Annotated in this window: 17 protein-coding genes and 1 other annotated feature; of the genes, 8 read left to right on the forward strand and 9 right to left on the reverse strand. The window is 53.9% G+C overall.

The window, feature by feature from the left end; genetic code table 11:
- Nucleotides 1–27 precede the first annotated feature (27 nt).
- The 3 genes from dnaX to JHD74_RS20120 all read right to left on the reverse strand — a co-directional run bounded on the left by dnaX (nt 28) and on the right by JHD74_RS20120 (nt 3,419).
- A complete protein-coding gene (gene dnaX / locus JHD74_RS20110) occupies nt 28–1,986 on the reverse strand; it encodes a DNA polymerase III subunit gamma/tau (RefSeq protein ID WP_199063370.1) in 1,959 nt (652 codons plus the stop codon).
- Nucleotides 631–695 (reverse strand) — a sequence feature (DnaX frameshifting element). (Overlaps the previous gene by 65 nt.)
- Before the next feature lie 353 nt (nt 1,987–2,339).
- Nucleotides 2,340–2,891, reverse strand: coding sequence for an adenine phosphoribosyltransferase (apt, locus tag JHD74_RS20115; RefSeq protein ID WP_021180126.1), 552 nt, complete (start codon nt 2,889–2,891; stop codon nt 2,340–2,342).
- A gap of 147 nt (nt 2,892–3,038) precedes the next feature.
- Nucleotides 3,039–3,419, reverse strand: a complete 381-nt coding sequence (locus JHD74_RS20120; RefSeq protein ID WP_021805456.1) for a DUF454 family protein — start codon at nt 3,417–3,419, stop codon at nt 3,039–3,041.
- A gap of 147 nt (nt 3,420–3,566) precedes the next feature.
- Between JHD74_RS20120 and priC the strand changes: the two genes are divergently transcribed.
- The gene (priC, locus tag JHD74_RS20125) at nt 3,567–4,103 is read left to right on the forward strand and encodes a primosomal replication protein PriC (RefSeq protein ID WP_024528404.1); all 537 of its coding nucleotides are present in this window, start codon (nt 3,567–3,569) and stop codon (nt 4,101–4,103) included.
- A gap of 132 nt (nt 4,104–4,235) precedes the next feature.
- A complete protein-coding gene (gene rsmS, locus JHD74_RS20130) occupies nt 4,236–4,415 on the forward strand; it encodes a pleiotropic regulatory protein RsmS (RefSeq protein ID WP_024528403.1) in 180 nt (59 codons plus the stop codon).
- Nucleotides 4,416–4,445: 30 nt separating this feature from the next.
- On the opposite strand, the gene mscK is transcribed toward rsmS, so the two are convergent.
- From mscK to acrR, 3 genes are all read right to left on the reverse strand, one after another.
- On the reverse strand, nt 4,446–7,838 hold the full coding sequence (gene mscK, locus JHD74_RS20135) for a mechanosensitive channel MscK (protein ID WP_199063371.1): 3,393 nt from the start codon (nt 7,836–7,838) through the stop codon (nt 4,446–4,448).
- Nucleotides 7,839–7,995: 157 nt separating this feature from the next.
- The gene (locus JHD74_RS20140; protein WP_024528401.1) at nt 7,996–8,349 is read right to left on the reverse strand and encodes a DsrE/DsrF/TusD sulfur relay family protein; all 354 of its coding nucleotides are present in this window, start codon (nt 8,347–8,349) and stop codon (nt 7,996–7,998) included.
- A gap of 21 nt (nt 8,350–8,370) precedes the next feature.
- Nucleotides 8,371–9,018 (reverse strand): multidrug efflux transporter transcriptional repressor AcrR, encoded by a 648-nt coding sequence (acrR, locus tag JHD74_RS20145; protein ID WP_024528400.1) that lies wholly within the window; start codon nt 9,016–9,018, stop codon nt 8,371–8,373.
- Between the two features lie 142 nt (nt 9,019–9,160).
- Here acrR and sdeX point away from each other — a divergent pair, with 142 nt between their 5' ends.
- The 4 genes from sdeX (at nt 9,161) to ykgO (ending at nt 14,076) form a co-directional block, all read left to right on the forward strand.
- Complete coding sequence (sdeX, locus tag JHD74_RS20150) at nt 9,161–10,342, forward strand: multidrug efflux RND transporter periplasmic adaptor subunit SdeX (protein WP_024528399.1); 1,182 nt, start codon at nt 9,161–9,163, stop codon at nt 10,340–10,342.
- A gap of 17 nt (nt 10,343–10,359) precedes the next feature.
- A complete protein-coding gene (acrB, locus tag JHD74_RS20155; protein WP_024528398.1) occupies nt 10,360–13,506 on the forward strand; it encodes a multidrug efflux RND transporter permease subunit AcrB in 3,147 nt (1,048 codons plus the stop codon).
- Nucleotides 13,507–13,665: 159 nt separating this feature from the next.
- Nucleotides 13,666–13,923 carry a type B 50S ribosomal protein L31 gene (locus tag JHD74_RS20160; RefSeq protein ID WP_065686283.1) on the forward strand — a complete coding sequence of 86 codons (258 nt, stop codon included), beginning with the start codon at nt 13,666–13,668 and terminating at the stop codon, nt 13,921–13,923.
- Nucleotides 13,924–13,935: 12 nt separating this feature from the next.
- Complete coding sequence (gene ykgO, locus JHD74_RS20165) at nt 13,936–14,076, forward strand: type B 50S ribosomal protein L36 (RefSeq protein WP_021805462.1); 141 nt, start codon at nt 13,936–13,938, stop codon at nt 14,074–14,076.
- 108 nt (nt 14,077–14,184) lie between these two features.
- Here the strand turns inward: ykgO and JHD74_RS20170 are convergent, their stop codons facing one another.
- From JHD74_RS20170 to JHD74_RS20180, 3 genes are read right to left on the reverse strand one after another with little or no spacing between them, the layout of a single operon-like run.
- Complete coding sequence (locus tag JHD74_RS20170) at nt 14,185–15,063, reverse strand: metal ABC transporter solute-binding protein, Zn/Mn family (RefSeq protein WP_199063372.1); 879 nt, start codon at nt 15,061–15,063, stop codon at nt 14,185–14,187.
- Between the two features lie 25 nt (nt 15,064–15,088).
- On the reverse strand, nt 15,089–15,946 hold the full coding sequence (locus JHD74_RS20175) for a metal ABC transporter permease (protein ID WP_024528395.1): 858 nt from the start codon (nt 15,944–15,946) through the stop codon (nt 15,089–15,091).
- Nucleotides 15,946–16,638 (reverse strand): metal ABC transporter ATP-binding protein, encoded by a 693-nt coding sequence (locus JHD74_RS20180; protein WP_199063373.1) that lies wholly within the window; start codon nt 16,636–16,638, stop codon nt 15,946–15,948. Before JHD74_RS20180 ends, JHD74_RS20175 begins: the two co-directional genes overlap by 1 nt.
- Nucleotides 16,639–17,017: 379 nt before the next feature.
- Between JHD74_RS20180 and JHD74_RS20185 the strand changes: the two genes are divergently transcribed.
- Together JHD74_RS20185 and tomB are read left to right on the forward strand one after the other, a co-directional pair.
- Complete coding sequence (locus tag JHD74_RS20185) at nt 17,018–17,371, forward strand: hypothetical protein (protein ID WP_024528393.1); 354 nt, start codon at nt 17,018–17,020, stop codon at nt 17,369–17,371.
- Nucleotides 17,372–17,528: 157 nt separating this feature from the next.
- Nucleotides 17,529–17,766: Hha toxicity modulator TomB (gene tomB / locus JHD74_RS20190; RefSeq protein WP_233169610.1), on the forward strand; the 238-nt coding region annotated here is incomplete at its 3' end.

Here is a 17,766-nt window from a genome sequence, read left to right on the forward strand (position 1 = left end):
AGCATTGGCCGCGCACTGTGCGCCGCGTTAAATAGGGCGAATACTCTCTTCATCCAGATCTGCATCGAAGAACCGACGCAGGGTCTGGATATTGGTATCCGCAACGATGGACTGGCGAGCCTGTGCCAGTTTTTCTTCATAAATGGCTTGCCGCCACTCCAGCGGAGTCCGCTCCGCCGGATTATCGTCTTCCACCACGCTGAGTTCAACCGTGCGGCCATGTAACTCACTGAGTGCCTGCGCAAGCGTCTTCTGCGCCGAAGGCGAGTTCAGATGACGCTGCGAAGACCGCAGGTGGAGACAAATGCTGTCCGGTGCCAGCTGTTGCTTAAAGGCGTTTAACGCCAGTTGCTGCACCAGTTTCGGTATTTTTAGCTGGTCTATCTCTGCCGCCCAAGGATCGCGCTCGATGGACTCAACCACCAGTTTAGCCGACAGCTCAGGCGTTTTTTCATGTTCGAGCGCCGTACGCAACGCTTTTGGCGTGGCCAGCGGTTCCGGCGCGGCTTCAGGTTCGGTAAGCGCGCGCCAGCGATAGGCCTCCGGCTTGGCCGGTTTCTCCGTCACGATCTTTTCGGCCTGACGCTTCTGGCTGCGTTCGGTTACCGAGGCTAAACGCTCTAGTGCCGAGTTAGCCGGCCGCGCTATTCCTGGCGCCGCCGGCTCATTCTTTTTTGCGGTGGATGCCCCCTGTTGCCGCAGCAACTGGGTTCGCGCTTTAAGTAGCTGCGCGGTAGCATCCGGTAAATTTGTTGGTTGAGTATTTTGCGGCTGTGCAGACTGCCCTAAGGGGGGCGGGGCATCTGGATAGGCAGAAGGTGGCGCAACGGCCATATTCCCCTGCGGCTGCGGCTGCGCCGGCGCGATCTGCACCATGGCCACCGGCTCAGGGATCACCGCTTTTGGGTGAAACGCCAGCGCGCGTAGCAGGGTCATCTCAACGCCCATACGGCGATCCGGGGCATAGGCCAGCTCTTTGCGGCCAACCAGCAAGGTTTGGTAGTAAAGCTGTACGTCCGTTGGCGGCAGGGTGCGCGCCAGCTCACGTAACCGCTGCTCAATCGCAGCATAATGGTTATCCAGCACTGCGGGCAGCAGTTGCACCATCGCAATGCGGTGCAGCAGCGCCAGCGTTTCCACCAGCAGGTTTTCCCAATCCACACCGCGTGACGCTGCCTGGGCGACCTGCGCCATCACTTTTTCGCCGTCGGCACTCACCAGGGCTTCCAGGATGGCCAGCGGCTGCTCATCATCCAACGTCCCTAGCATCTGGCTGACGGTGTCGGTCGTCACCTGCCCTTGCCCCATGGCAATCGCCTGGTCGGTCAGGCTGAGGGCATCACGCATACTGCCATCGGCGGCGCGCGCCAGCAGTTGCAACGCGCGGGCATCGCTGGTGATGTGCTCTGCCAGCAAGACGGTTTCCAACTGCGTGCGGATCTGTTCCACGTCCATCGCTTTAAGATGGAATTGTAGGCAGCGGGAAAGAATAGTGACCGGCAGCTTCTGCGGATCGGTGGTTGCCAATAGGAACTTGACGTGCGCAGGCGGCTCTTCCAGCGTTTTCAGCAACGCATTGAAGCTGTGGCGCGAGAGCATGTGGACTTCATCGATCAGGTAGACCTTGAAACGGCCGCGCGCCGGGGCGTATTGCACGTTATCGAGCAGATCGCGAGTATCTTCCACTTTGGTTCTGGAGGCGGCATCGATCTCGATCAGATCGACAAAGCGCCCCTGCTCAATCTCACGACAGTTATCACATTGGCCGCAGGGCGTCGCGGTAATGCCTGTTTCGCAGTTCAAACCTTTGGCCAGCAGCCGCGCAATGGTGGTTTTACCCACGCCGCGTGTGCCGGAGAACAGATAGGCGTGATGGATCCGCCCCAGAGAGAGGCCATTAGCCAGCGCCGTCAGGACATGCTCTTGTCCGACAACCTCTGCAAACGTTTGGGGGCGCCACTTACGGGCAAGAACCTGATAGCTCATTAAGACTTCATCACTGATTTATGGAGTAATTTCAACCCAAGTAGTACATCACAACGTCAAGGACATTGCCATGTGGGCGGCCTGCTGGGTACCGAGGTTGAACCGATACCCTTTATCGTCCGATGGCCACGCACACTTTAGTGTAACAGTACGCCCGCCGTCATTCCTATAACTTTGCATCATGCCTGCCAGGTGCAAACTTGTTAGCCCGTCAAGATAGGGAGCGCTTTGGCATTTTTAACAAGGAATTGATGGGGGCGAAACAGAAAATGTCAGAATACAGCGGAGAATACGGGGAAGTCGTGGTTATACGTCAACCCCGCAGCGAACCACGGGGTTGTCTATCCAAGCTATCAATGCCCGGCGAAATCGAGCAGGCAGTAGCAATTGATACCCAGATTATTCAGGCGCGTTTCGCCCCCGAGGTCCGGCAGGTTGATGATGAATGCCGCGTCTGTCACTTCACCACCCAAACGGCGGATCAGCGTAGCGGTGGCTTCGATCGTGCCACCTGTGGCCAGCAAATCGTCAACGACCAGTACTTTGTCGCCAGCAACGATGGCATCGGTGTGAATTTCCAGCTTGTCGGTGCCGTATTCCAGCTCATAGCTTTCGCTCAGCGTCGCACGCGGCAATTTGCCCGGTTTGCGTACCGGCACAAAGCCAACGCCCAGCGCCAACGCCACCGGTGCGCCGAACAGGAAACCACGCGCTTCAGTACCCACCACCTTGGTGACGCCCGTATCGCGGTAACGTTCGACCAGCAGTTCAATACTGGAAGCATACGCCAGCGGGTTTTCCAACAGGCTGGTCACATCACGGAACAGAATACCCGGCTTCGGGTAGTCGGGAATGGTTTTGATACTGTCTCTAATATACTGAAGCTGTTGCGCAGTCGCGGTCATAGTTATTGCCTGATAAAACTACCTGATAACTTCCACACAGGCCTTCAACTACCACGCTTTGAACAAAAAAACGTCGGGAAGAAACCTGCGCACGAAAACGCCCAAATCTATGCAAAAAGGCGGACAAATGCAACTGACGCCGCACGATCAGCGCTGTTTTTGTTGCGGCAGGTCAATAACTGGCAGCCGGAGCATAAAGGTCAGCAAAATAACCAGGATCGCCAGCAGTACACCTCGCACCCACCAAAGGTTCACCAACCAGAGGGAAGCGGCAAACGTCACGACAATGACCAGCACCGCTTTCCACTTGGCTCCAGGCGGTAACGCCTTATGCTGTTGCCAATGACGCAAATAAGAACCGAACCAGGAGCGATACAGCAACCAATGATGAAACCGCGGTGAAGAACGTGCAAAGCACCAGGCAGCCAGCAACAGAAATGGGGTCGTTGGCAGCAGTGGCAGCACCACGCCCAACGTTGCCAGCACCACGGCTAACCAACCCAGTATAATCAACAACCAACGAGTCATGCCTGTCCTTACCTATCATGATGGCCCGTTAACTGTAGCATCCTTGGCCATAATGCTGCCAGTTGGCGGCTTTATCCATCCGAAGCTTGTCTCATCTCTCTTTCACGGGCAAGCTTAGACACTTACTGCCTTATCGAAGGATCTCACGTGACTACGCACCGCTTATTACAGGCGCTTGAACAACAGATCGCCGCCCTGGCCAGCGAAATCCAACCGCGAGGTGATACCCCGATCTCGCAGGCGCGGTTTGACGTTGCCCTGTTCTCCAACCACGGCACGCGGTTACGAGATTATCTGGCCGAGATACAAAAGAATTTTGCCCAGCTACAAACGGCGGTAAAAGACAGCCGTACCGCTCATGTCGCCTTTCTGGCGGAAAAGCTGGTGGCGCAGCTCACCGCGTTACAGCGCGAAATGGCGACCCAGACGATACGGCGTAAAAATCAGCCGAAGGAAGTGGCGGTGGTCGATTTGTACCACAAGCTCGCCGAACATCAGGATTATGAACGCCGCCTGATCGCCATGATCCAGGACCGCGAAAGTCTTTTAGGGCAACAAACCACCTTCGCCGCGCAGAAGAAATTACAACAGGAACTGGCCGCATTCGAAGGCAGATTAGTGCGTTGTCGGCAAGCGTTGGCGCGCATAGAGCGCAGTATCGAGCGAAAAGAAAACGGTTTTTGAATATTTGTCACATTATTTTAATGATTATTCCCCTCCCCGCGCCAGGTTCACTATACTCAGCCAAAGCACAATCTCGTCTCTCCTGCGTTTAAAACACGGGAAGATCCCTTTACTCACACAAACGTTGGACTTATGTCGCTAGAGAATGCCTCCCCAGAATTACAACTGGCGGTAGACTTGATTTACCTGCTGGAATGCAACGAGATCGATCCGGCAACGGCGCTGGCCGCGCTGGACATTGTCAGAAAAGACTATCAGGAAAAGATGCAGCGTGCGGGCATCACCTCACCGTATTTGCCCACGGGCCAATGATCATGGCCCGCTAGCGTTATCATCTGGTTCCTACACCGCAGGTTGCTCACCGATGCCTGGAACCTGCGCCCGTTTGACCTCCTGCACTTCGTTACCCTGCTGGTTATGCAGATACACTTCCAACTGGTTAAAGGCGATATTAATATCGTTCTCACGGCATAGGCGGTCAATCGCCCGGTTCAGCTCATCCACGGTATAGCTGCGATCGCGCAGCTCACGCACGTACAACCGCAGTTCATGATCCAGCGTGCTGGCGCCAAAGTTGAGGAAAAAGACCATCGGCTCAGGATCCGTCATCACGCGCGGGTTTTCATGCGCCGCTTGCAACAGCACCGCCTTGACCTTGTCCAGATCAGAGCCATAGGCCACCCCCACTTTAATCAGCACACGGGTAATGGTGTCTGACAGTGACCAGTTAATCAGCCGCTCGGTGACAAACGCTTTGTTAGGAATGATCACTTCTTTACGGTCAAAGTCCGTAATGGTGGTCGCGCGAATACGGATCTTGCTGACCGTCCCGGAGTACGTGCCGATGGTAATGGTATCGCCGATCCGCACCGGGCGTTCAAACAGGATAATCAGGCCGGAAACGAAGTTGGCAAAGATTTCCTGTAAACCGAACCCCAAGCCTACCGACAGCGCCGCCACCAGCCACTGGAGTTTGTCCCAAGAGACACCTAGCGATCCTAATGCGGTGATGGTGCCCACCGCCGTGATCAGATAGGTCAGAATGGTGGTGATGGCGTAAGACGCCCCCTGTCGCAGCTGCAGGCGAGATAACACCAGTACTTCCAGCAAACCGGGCAGGTTACGCGTCATGACGTAAGCAACGATCACCGCCAACACGGCCACCATCATGTTACCCAGCGTCACCGCCTGCGGGATCACACTGCCCGCCACGCTGCTGGAGTAATGCCATAGGGTAACGCTGTCAAGGTAGGAGATCACCGTGACCAGATCCGACCATATCGCATAAAACGCACTGGCGAAGATCAGGAACAGCACCATAGTAGTCAAACGCAGCGACTGCTGGTTGATTTGATCCAGCGCCAGAGGGGGTTCCTCTACCGGCTCGTTGCCTTCGGCTCCCTCTTTCTCTTTAGCCAGGCTTTGGCGGCGCGCCAGGGCACGGCGGTAGGCCAACCGACGAGCTGCGACGCTCAGGCCACGGATCGCTGCCAGATAAACGATATTCCACAGGAAATACAGGTACAGGCTATCGATCCAACGGCCAGCCAAACGTAACGTGGTATAGAAGTAACCGGCAAACATCAGCCCTAGCAGGATAACCGGCGTGGCAGCCAGAGCGGTGACCATCAGCAACCGTACTTTATGGGAGTCTTTTTCACGCCAATGGTCGCGGCAGATGGGGAATACCAGCACCGCTAATAGCGCTAACGTCAGGATCACCACCACCTGGCCAATAACATCCTCAACCAATCGCAGCGGCGCTTTTTCACCCAGAACCGACCAGAAGATCAGTGGTAACAGGGCAAGACCCAACCTGAAGGTCTGTCGACGATAGTGCGCACAGCGATCGGCCGGGATAGTAAAATGCCTCTGTGAAATACCTTCGGGGGCCAGCATGCGGAAAGTGAAGCCAAATACCAGCCAGAACAGCGCCAACTGTTGTGACAAGGCCCAGATAAAATCGCTGATGCTGAAATCGGCCCGATAGAACCAGAACCCGGCACCGAGCAGCAGTAAAGAACCCGGTAACACCTTTAATAAGGTGAGCAGAATGGCTTTCGGCGTATGCAGTTGGCTATCACGCTTTAGCTGGCCGACATCATTGGCCAGCTTTTGCAGATGCCTGTCAATCAGGCGGTAGCGCCAGCGCAGTAGGCCAATCACTACCAGCAATGGGATCAGGAACACCAGGGCATGCAGTCCGCCCAACAGCAACTGTCCGGGTTCGAATTTAAAATCCAGCCCAGCCAGTTGTTCTTTCACCGCGCCAGGCAGCCCCTTGAGCCAAGCGAAATCGATAGGCTTGTTACTGTTAACCCAGAAAATCTGCTGGGTCAGCGTGTCCTGTACCGAGCTGTAGACGCTGGTCAGTTGCTGTTGATTAATCTGCAGATTGATAGCCAACGACAGTTGGTTATTGAGCTGCTTATTCAGTTGATCGAGCAGCTCACGGCGCATGTCGACAATTTCACTCAAGGCATCAAGCACGTCACCGTTGGCCTTTTCCTTGCTGTCCGCCACCAGTTTATTGATGAAGTCATCGCCCTTAAACAACTCATCGCGCTGCTGGTTGATCTCAAACTGCTCCAGCCGCAAATCCGCGATCTGAGTGCTCATATCCGCCACCAGCGTGCCCGGCGGCAGGTTTTGCTGCTGCTGATAAAGAATGCGTGATAGCACCAGGCTGCCCTTCAGCACCTGGATCTGCTCTTTCAGGTTTTGTTCCGATTGCAGGCCGCGATCGAGCCAGTTTTTTACCTGAATATTTTGCTGGAACAGGGTATTGCTCTCTTGCGTGGCGGTGATCAGCCGCTGGCTGATTTGCCGGTTGATGTTCAGCTCTTTACTCACCAGCTTGTCGCTCTGGATATCGCTGGCATCCTCCGGATTCTGCGCCTCTTTCGCCGTCTTTTCCGACAGTGTCAGCCGTTTGCTGTTTACCACATCCTGCAATACCTGCACCCGGTGGTCCAGGGCGTCGATGTTCATGGTGGTATAATCACGCTGCTTCTGGAGTAGATCTTGTAGCGTGGTATTGGCTTCCAGGCTCCTGCGTTGCAGGTCTATCTCGGCATTCAGCAACACCTGCTCCGTATTGAGCATGACCTGCTGGGTGTTGCGTAATACCTCTTGCCCCGGCGCACGATTGCTAAGGAGGTTACGGATTTCCTGTAAGCGCTGGGAAGCGGTGTACATACTGCTCTGCACACGTTCGGGCTGGGTCTGTAATGAGATGAGCTGGCTGTTGTAGGTCGAGAGGCTTTCCTGGGTGTCCTGCAGGTCGTCCAACGTTTGGTACAGGCGGTTTTCCAACTGGCGCAGGGAAAGCGGCAGCAATTCGGCTCGCGTTACCGCTTCATCAGCAGGGTTCTTCAGCGACTCCAGATCTCGCGTGACCTGCTGTAATTTGGCCGGTGCCTGCTGAACCTGCTGTTTAAGCTGATTGAACTCTTGCCTGGTGCGATCGAGGCGATCAAGCAACTCCATCGTGCGGGTTAAATCCTGCAAGGATTGTTTTTCGACCGGCGTCAGATTTTTTTGCTTGTTCAGCGTTTCTATCTGGCTCTGAATATCGCTACGCGCGGGGAGATCGCCGCTCTGCGCAGCGAACGAGCCCAAAGGCAGAACCAGCGCCGCCGCCAACAAAAACCATAGCGTAATAATGCGGAATTGGCCCGCAGCGTAAGACAAGGAAACAGTTTGAACTACGGGGAGAATACGCCTGCGACTCATGATTTAACGTCGGTTTAACAATGAAGCGCCAAGGTTATCACGATCGCAGGACAGCAATGAATAAGAAAAGCGTTGCAGTTGATGAACCGCAAATCCCCGTCGTCTTTCAAGCTACAGCGTTGTTACCTGCGAGCGTTAACCCCAGTCACTTACAATATTAGAAAGTCAGCACTTTCTCTGCCGCCAGCGTCCACTGGGCCAACTCCACCAGCGTGCCAATTTCTACGCCATCGGCCAGCTTCAGTTGGCTGACGCCACGAGCATCGGCACAGGTTTTGCACAGTTTGACCGGCACCTGCTGCGCCGTCAGAATCTCCAGCATCTGCTGCAAATGATAGCCTTCACGCGGCTGCTGCCCGGCAATGCCCGCCACGACCGCATCGGACATCAGAAACAGCTTCAACTGCAGCTCGGGCTGCTGTTCTTTCAGAGTGATGGCCAGACGTAGCGCATTGAACAACGATTCGTGGCCATAAGCCGCACCGTTGGCAATCAGTAACAGAGATGACATTGGGATTCTCCTTATCGAGGTCTAGCGGGCTGGCGCGTTCACACGCAAAGAAGGGCTAAGCTGCGCCATTTCGAGGAAGCTGTCGACCAAGATACTCGCCTCGGCTTTGAGATCAAAGCTTTCCGGCATAAACAGCCAGTTCTCCATCAGGCCGGTGATGTAAGCACGCAGGATGATTGCGGCCCGGCGAGTATGCAGATCGGTAGGGAGTTGCCCCTGCTCCATACTATTGCGTAAAACACGTTCGATACGCTCATAGCCTTCAAGATAAAGCACCTTGCGAGCATCATGCAACGGCATCATTTCGCCGATAAATTCGCATTTATGGAACACGATCTCCATCAATGCCCGGCGTCGACAGTCATCGACCGTAGCGGTCAGAATATAAATCAGAATTTCTCTTAAAATACGCAGTGGATTATCAGGATACTTTGCCTGATACTCTAACTCCAGATCGCCTATTTTCGACTCTGAGAGCTCCCAAACTTCATTAAACAGGTCTACCTTATTTTTGAAGTGCCAGTAAATTGCACCACGCGTAACCCCGGCAGCGGTTGCGATATCAGTCAAAGATGTTGCCGAAACGCCACGCTCGGAGAATTCCCTCACTGCGGCGTCGAGGATCTGTTGTCGTGTTTCTTGCGCCTGCTGTTTGGTTTTTCGTGCCATGATGTTGTTTTTTAGGGGCGGTGTGATTTACATACATTCGCGAATGTATGTACCATAGCACGCAGATAAAATTAACGCAGCAATGGGTTTTAAAGCTTGTGATCCATTGATCAATTTGAAATCGGACACTTGAGGTTTTTCTATGAACAAAAACAGAGGGTTAACGCCTCTGGCGGCAGTTCTGATGCTTTCAGGCAGCTTAGTGCTTACAGGATGTAATGATAAAGAAACCCAGCAACAGGCCCAACACCAGGCTCCTGCCGTGGGTGTGGTGACGTTGAAGGCTGAACCTCTCAACATTACTACCGATCTTCCTGGTCGTACCGCAGCATACCGCATCGCCGAAGTTCGCCCTCAGGTCAGTGGCATCATCCTGAAACGCAACTTTACTGAAGGCAGCGATATCAAGGCGGGTGTTTCACTGTATCAAATCGATCCAGCGACCTACCAAGCTGCCTATGACAGTGCCAAAGGCGATCTGGCCAAAGCCCAGGCTGCGGCAGAAATCGCGCGTCTGACGGTCAACCGTTACAAGCCTTTACTGGGTACTAGCTACATCAGTAAGCAAGACTTCGATAACGCCAACTCCACCCTGCTGCAGGCTAACGCTTCCGTGGTCGCTGCCAAGGCCGCAGTGGAAACCGCACGTATCAACCTGGCTTACACCAAAGTGACTTCGCCAATCTCTGGTCGTATTGGCCTTTCATCGGTAACCGAAGGGGCACTGGTGACTTCCGGTCAGGCCAATGCACTGGCTACCGTGCAGCAACTGGATCCGATGTATGTCGACGTGACCCAGTCAAGCAACGATTATCTGCGCCTGAAACAGGAATTGGCTAACGGCACCCTGAAACAGGAAAACGGCAAAGCCAAAGTGAAGCTGCTGCTGGAAAACGGCCAGGAATATGCGCAAGAAGGCTCGTTGGAATTCTCCGACGTGACCGTTGATGAAACCACCGGTTCCATCACTATTCGTGCCATTTTCCCTAACCCGAACGATGCCTTGCTGCCAGGTATGTTCGTGCGCGCCCGTCTGGACGAAGGCGTGCGTACCGATGCCTTGCTGGTTCCGCAACAGGGCGTCACCCGTAACCCGCGTGGCGAAGCTACCGCGATGGTTGTAGGTGCGGACGATAAAGTGGAAGTGCGTACGCTGACCGCCGCGCAGGCAATTGGTGACAAATGGTTGGTGACGGCTGGTTTGAAACCGGGCGATCGCGTCATTGTTTCCGGCCTGCAGAAAATCAGACCTGGCGTTCAGGTGAAAGCGCAAGAAGCTGATAGCAAGCCACAGACTGCGTCTGAACCCGAGAAGAAGTCATAAAAAGGAGCCGGTAATACATGGCTAAGTTCTTTATAGATCGCCCCATATTTGCATGGGTAATCGCCATCATCATCATGTTGGCGGGCATCTTGTCGATCATGAAGCTGCCTATTGCGCAATATCCGACCATTGCGCCACCAGCAGTCACGATCTCCGCCAACTACCCGGGCGCTGACGCCAAAACGGTGCAGGATACCGTGACGCAGGTTATCGAACAGAATATGAACGGTATCGATAACCTGCTGTACATGTCCTCCAACAGTGACTCGTCCGGTAACGTCCAGATTACGTTGACCTTCAACTCTGGTACCGATCCTGATATCGCTCAGGTGCAGGTACAGAACAAGCTGCAGCTGGCAATGCCGCTGCTGCCGCAAGAAGTGCAGCAACAGGGCGTCAGCGTTGAGAAATCAAGCAGCAGCTTCCTGATGGTCGCGGGCTTTATTTCCGAAGACGGTAGCATGACGCAAGAGGATATCGCGGACTATGTAGGTTCCAACATCAAGGATCCTATCAGCCGTACCTCTGGTGTGGGTGACGTTCAACTGTTCGGTTCCCAGTACGCAATGCGTATCTGGCTTGATCCCAACAAACTGAACAACTTCCAACTGACCCCGGGCGATGTTATCGCTGCGATCAAGGTTCAGAACAACCAGGTAGCTGCAGGCCAGCTCGGTGGTACTCCACCGGTGAAAGGCCAACAGCTGAACGCCTCGATCATCGCGCAAACCCGCCTGACCTCGCCGGAGGAATTCAGCAAGATCCAGCTGAAAGTCAATCCGGACGGCTCGCAGGTACGCCTGAGTGATGTGGCCAAGGTTGAACTGGGCGGTGAGAGCTACAACGTCATTGCCCGTTATAACGGTAAGCCTGCTGCCGGTATCGGTATCAAGCTGGCAACCGGTGCCAACGCCCTGAACACAGCGTCAGAAGTCAAGGCAGAACTGGCCAAACTGGAACCGTTCTTCCCTGCAAGTCTGAAAGTTGTTTACCCTTATGACACCACACCGTTCGTTAAGATTTCCATTAACGAAGTGGTAAAAACCCTGATTGAAGCGATCATCCTGGTATTCCTGGTGATGTATCTGTTCTTGCAGAACTTCCGCGCTACGCTGATCCCGACGATCGCCGTGCCGGTAGTATTGCTGGGGACGTTCGCCATCCTGGCTGCGTTCGGCTTCTCGATAAATACCCTGACGATGTTCGGCATGGTACTGGCGATAGGCCTGCTGGTGGATGACGCCATCGTGGTGGTAGAAAACGTCGAGCGTGTCATGGCTGAAGAAGGCCTGCCGCCAAAAGAAGCCACCAAGAAATCGATGGAACAGATCCAGGGCGCGTTGGTGGGTATCGCCATGGTGCTGTCAGCGGTATTTATCCCGATGGCCTTCTTCGGTGGGTCAACCGGGGCAATCTATCGCCAGTTCTCGATTACCATCGTTTCCGCCATGGTGCTGTCGGTATTGGTCGCGTTGATCCTGACGCCTGCGCTGTGTGCCACCATGCTCAAACCGATCCCGAAAGGCGATCACGGCATCAAGACTGGCTTCTTCGGCTGGTTCAACCGCCTGTTTGAAAAGAGCACCCATCACTATACCGATAGCGTAGCGAACATTCTGCGTAGCACTGGGCGTTATCTGGTGATCTACCTGCTGATCGTGGTCGGCATGGCGTTTCTGTTCCTGCGCCTACCTTCCTCGTTCCTGCCGGATGAAGACCAGGGCATCCTGCTGACCATGGTACAAATGCCAGCGGGTGCCACTCAGGAACGTACCCAGAAAGTTCTGGACGAAGTTAACCGCTACTACCACGAGAAAGAAGGCAATAACATTAACTCGGTGTTCACCGTTAACGGCTTCGGCTTCAGCGGCCAGGGTCAGAATACCGGTTTGGCGTTTGTCAGCCTGAAAGACTGGTCTGAGCGTAAAGGTGAAGAGAACAAGGTGCCGGCTATTGCAGCCCGTGCAATGGGAGCTTTCTCGCAGATTAAAGACGGTTTGGTATTTGCCTTTAACCTGCCAGCGATTGTGGAACTGGGGACGGCGACCGGCTTCGACTTCCAGTTGATCGATCAGGCTAACCTGGGTCACGAAAAACTGACAGCAGCACGTAACCAGCTGTTGGGCATGGCGGCAGAACATCCAGACATGCTGGTCGGAATGCGTCCAAACGGTCTGGAAGACACGCCTCAGTTCAAACTGATCATCGATCAGGAAAAAGCACAGACACTGGGCGTTTCCCTGAGCGATATTAATACCACTCTCGGCACCGCACTGGGCGGCTCGTATGTGAACGACTTTATCGACCGCGGTCGTGTGAAGAAAGTGTACGTGCAGGCTGAAGCTCCGTTCCGTATGTTGCCGGATGATATTAATAACTGGTATGTGCGTGGTAGCACCGGACAGATGGTTCCGTTCTCCGCCTTCGCCACGGCGAAATGGGAATACGGTTCACCGCGTCTGGAACGTTACAACGGTCTGCCATCAATGGAAATCCTCGGCCAGGCTGCACCGGGTAAGAGTACCGGTGAAGCGATGGACATGATGGAACAGCTGGCGGCGAAACTGCCAAACGGCGTCGGCTATGACTGGACCGGTATGTCCTATCAGGAACGTCTATCCGGTAACCAGGCACCGTCACTGTACGCCATCTCTCTGATTGTGGTGTTCCTGTGTCTGGCTGCTCTGTATGAGAGCTGGTCGATTCCGTTCTCCGTTATGCTGGTTGTGCCTCTGGGCGTCATCGGTGCCCTGTTGGCCGCGACCATGCGCGGGCTGGAAAATGACGTTTACTTCCAGGTAGGCCTGTTGACAACTATTGGGTTGTCGGCGAAGAACGCGATATTGATCGTGGAGTTCGCCAAGGACCTGATGGATAAAGAAGGTAAAGGGCTGGTCGAATCAACCTTGGAAGCGGTGCGTATGCGTCTGCGTCCAATCCTGATGACGTCACTGGCCTTTATCCTCGGGGTTATGCCGCTGGTTATCAGCAGCGGCGCAGGCTCCGGCGCTCAGAACGCAGTAGGTACCGGCGTAATGGGCGGGATGGTGACGGCTACCGTCTTGGCTATCTTCTTTGTACCGGTGTTCTTCGTGGTGGTTCGCCGCCGCTTCAGCAAAAAGACTGAAGATCTGGAACACGCTCATCCGGTTAAGCATCACTGATGCTTTCCTGCTGAAAACCAAGGCCGCGCAAGCGGCCTTTTTTATGTCTGCTATTTAGCCAATAAGCCCAACGCTGATTAACGCTATTTTGGGGGTTGATCCCGACCCCAGAGAGGTGCATAATTATTGTTATAGTATAACATAACATTTGAGGCCATCATGAAAACAGGCATCCATCCAGACTACCGCACCGTGGTATTTCACGATCTCAGCGCCGATACCTTCTTCAAGGTGGGGTCGACCATCAAAACCGATCGCACTATCGAGCTTGAGGGTAAAAGTTGGCCCTACGTCACCATAGATGTCTCTTCCGCTTCGCATCCGTACTACACCGGCAAGCAGAAAGAGTTCTCAAAAGAAGGCAGCACCGCGCGCTTCCAGCAGCGGTTTGGCCATTTGGTTAACAGCAGAAAATAATCGGGATTGATGATGCAAGTATTGAGTTCACTGCGTTCGGCGAAGGGTCGCCATCCGGATTGCAAAGTTGTGCGCCGTCATGGTCGCGTCTTTGTGATTTGTAAGTCCAACCCGCGTTATAAAGCGGTACAGGGACGTAAGAAGAAGCGTTAAGCCAAAGTGTCATTGGTAGCCAAAGCCCCGTTGCTGCTCAACGGGGCTTTTTTATTGGCAAATGCCACTGCAAAGGGAAAACCCCACCGCACACGGTGGGGATTAAACTTACTTCATGCTGCCAACAATGGCCTCGACGTTGTGTTTGAATGCCTGCACATAGCTGGCTGCCGGGCCTTGTGGTTTGGATAGTGCTTCAGGATACAACTCACCTCCCGCTTTCGCCCCTGTTGCCGCCGCGATCTGCTTCACCAAGCGCGGATCCGTTTGGTTCTCAATAAAGTAGGCATTGACCTTTTCCTGCCTGATCTGCTTGATCAGCCCGGCCACATCGCTGGCACTGGCTTCAGCCTCGGTAGAAAAGCCGACTGGGGCAAGGAAGGTGACGCCGTACTCTTGGCCAAAATAACCGAAAGCATCATGGCTGGTCAGCACCTTGCGTTTTTGCTGGGGCACCACCGCGAACTGTGCTTTGGCCCAACCATCGAGCTGCCGAAGTTGTTGAATATATTCACCACCACGTTGGCGGAAATAGGCGGCGTCTTCAGGATCTGCAGCAACCAGCGCATTCATCACGTTGACCGCATACTGCACGCCATTGTTCATACTGTTCCAGGCGTGTGGATCGGTGACCTGTTTGCCCTCTTCTTCCATGCTGCGCGACGCGATCCCTCTGGATGCGGTGATCACCGGCCCCTGATAACCTGAAGCCTTCACCAACCGATCGATCCAACCTTCAAGCCCCAATCCGCTGACAAACACCACATCGGCCTGCGCCAACTGCTTGCTGTCTTGCGGCGATGGCTCAAAACTGTGCGGATCGCCATCCGGGCCAACCAGCGTGCTGACCTTCACATGTTCACCTCCCACCTGTTTGACGATATCGCCAAGAATAGAAAAACTGGCCACGGCCTCAACGGTTTTCGCCTGCGCTAAGGGGCTGGCGAGCAGAGCAGCTGCCACCAGCGTTATGGGTAAAGATTTCATGTTTTCTCCTTGCAGATAGCACTTCTCAATGACGCGCACGGCGCAACATCCCGCCACGCGTCCCAAACAAAATCGACATTAAAAACATCACGCTGGCGCTGAGGACAATTGCCGGGCCTGCGGGTAATGAGGCGTAGTAGGACCATTCCAGACCAACCAGGCTGGCGAGCAGCCCAATTCCGATAGCCACGGCTAATGTCTGCGGCAAATCTCGTGCCCAGAACCGGGCGCAGGTCGCCGGTAGCATCATCAGCCCCACCGACATTAGGGTGCCAAGGATTTGAAAACCGGCCACCAGATTAATCACCACCAAGGCGAGAAAAAGCCCGTGGATCCACGCCAGTAAACCTGGCGAACTTACGCGTAAAAAAGTGCTGTCAAAGGATTCAATCACCAGAGCCCGATACAGCATGGCCAGCATCATCAGCGAAATACTGGTGATAATGCCGACCATAACCAGCGCCTGCGCATCCACCGCCAGGATCGAGCCAAACAATACGTGCAGCAGATCAACGCTAGATCCGCGTAAAGAGACCAGCGTGACGCCCAACGCCAGCGATCCCAGATAAAAACCTGCAAAGCTGGCATCCTCTTTTAACGGGGTTTTGCGGCTCACCAACCCGGACAGCATGGCTACAGCCAACCCGGCAATAAATCCCCCTACGCCCATGGCTACCAGCGACATGCCGGAAATCAGATAGCCGATTGCTGCACCGGGTAATACCGCATGAGAAAGCGCATCGCCCACCAGGCTCATCCGGCGCAGCAATAAAAACACTCCTAGTGGTGCGGCACCCAGCGATATTGCCAGGCAGGCTACCAATGCCCGGCGCATAAACCCGAAAGAGACAAAAGGATCGAGCAGCAGATGGAGTAGCGTCATTACGCGGCCCCCCTCTGATTAGCCGCCTTCAAATAATGCGCCAACACTAGTTCGGCGTTATCCCAATGGCAGCATTCGGGGGTGAGCAACAGCGCTTCGGGGAAATGATTGGCTACGGTAGACATATCGTGCAATACGGCAATCACCGTTCTTCCCTCCCGGTGTAACTGCGCAATCACCCGCAACAGCAGCTGAGTGGTTGCCGTATCGATGCCGGTGAAGGGCTCATCCAGTAAAATCAGTGGCGCTTGCTGGACCAACAAACGGGCAAATAGGACGCGTTGCAGCTGCCCACCAGATAGCTCCCCCACCGCCTCACGGGCCATTGAACTCATGCCGACGGTGTCTAAGGCACCGGCAATATGCTGCCTGGAGCATTTATTCATACCGCCAAACAGGCCGCTTTGCGGCCAGCAGCCCATGGCGACCAGATCCTGAACCAGAATAGGAAATTGACGATCCAGCTCCGCCAGTTGTGGCAAATAAGCCATTGCCGGAGCCTTCCCGCCCGCAAAATTTAGCTTGCCACCCAACAGCGGGTGCAACCCGGCCAACGACTTCAATAACGTAGATTTACCGGCGCCGTTAACGCCGATCACCGCCGTTAATGAACCGGCGATAAAATGACCGCATAACGGTGGAAACAGAGGAGTGTGGTCATAACCCACGATGGCATTTTGCAGCGTCATCATGGCAGTGCCACCGCCCACGCAATGGCTAGCCATAGCAGGATCAGCAACAGAGTAACGGCACCGCAGCGCAAAACCGCGGCTGAGGTAAACAGGGTTACGGGAAGGAAAGGCAGCATGATTATCGCCAAAAAGATCACTAAAATGTAATAATATAACATCACACAAACTGGAAATTCTCAAGTCAATCAAGTGCGAATAATGCAACGGAACGTAACATCTCCAGGCTGTCGAACCGATGATGCTGGATGGGCGGCAGAACTATCGAACGGTAAAAATCTCAAAGCTGGGTAAAAAAGCGTTATTCAGTGAAAAGTTTGCCCATCAAGGCTGGAAAAGGAGTAAGATAGAGGCATAGAATATGATACAACCAGATATCCAAATGCTAGTGACGCTAAGCCGTTGTCCCGAAGTAGACACACTTTCTGTGAAACAATTAAGAAAAGTGGTCGGTAATCAATTATCTGACTTGGTACCGGCGCTCACCAGTGGGCTAAGCTTTTACTCCGAGAATGCACGCTATGTGGAAGGCTCATTAGAAATCATTGAGATTAACTGCATCAGTAATAGCGAGTATTCAATGAGTTACCGCTATCAGTGGTCGATTTTTAACGGATGCCTGGATATCAGTGGTGACGAATACATAAATGATTCTGTCACTTTTACCCTGACGGAAAAGGGTTTGGTGTTTGAGGTTATCGACAACTCACGGCCATCAACCGCTGACGAATTGTAAGTTTCGGTAATAGTAACAAGCTAGATGGCAAAAAATGATTTATATTTAATATGCTGAAAGTTTATTAAGCCTGAGCTACGCTTTACAGCATATGATGTTAAGTCAATGTACTCACAGAGTGTTATCAACACCGAAATTAAGACTGACGGGGGATGATATGGATGAGTATTCGCCTAAAAGGCACGATATTGCTCAACTCAAATTCTTATGTGAAAATTTGTACGACGAAGGCATCGCCACCTTGGGTGACAGTCATCACGGCTGGGTAAACGATCCAACGTCTGCCGTCAATCTGCAGCTTAATGAGCTGATCGAACACTGTCTCTTATACACATCTAAAAGGGGGGGGGGGGGGGGGGGGGGGGGGGGGGGGGGGGGGGGGGGGGGGGGGGGGG

Source organism: Serratia sp. ASV30 (genome assembly GCF_016428815.1).
GTDB lineage: Bacteria > Pseudomonadota > Gammaproteobacteria > Enterobacterales > Enterobacteriaceae > Chania > Chania fonticola_C.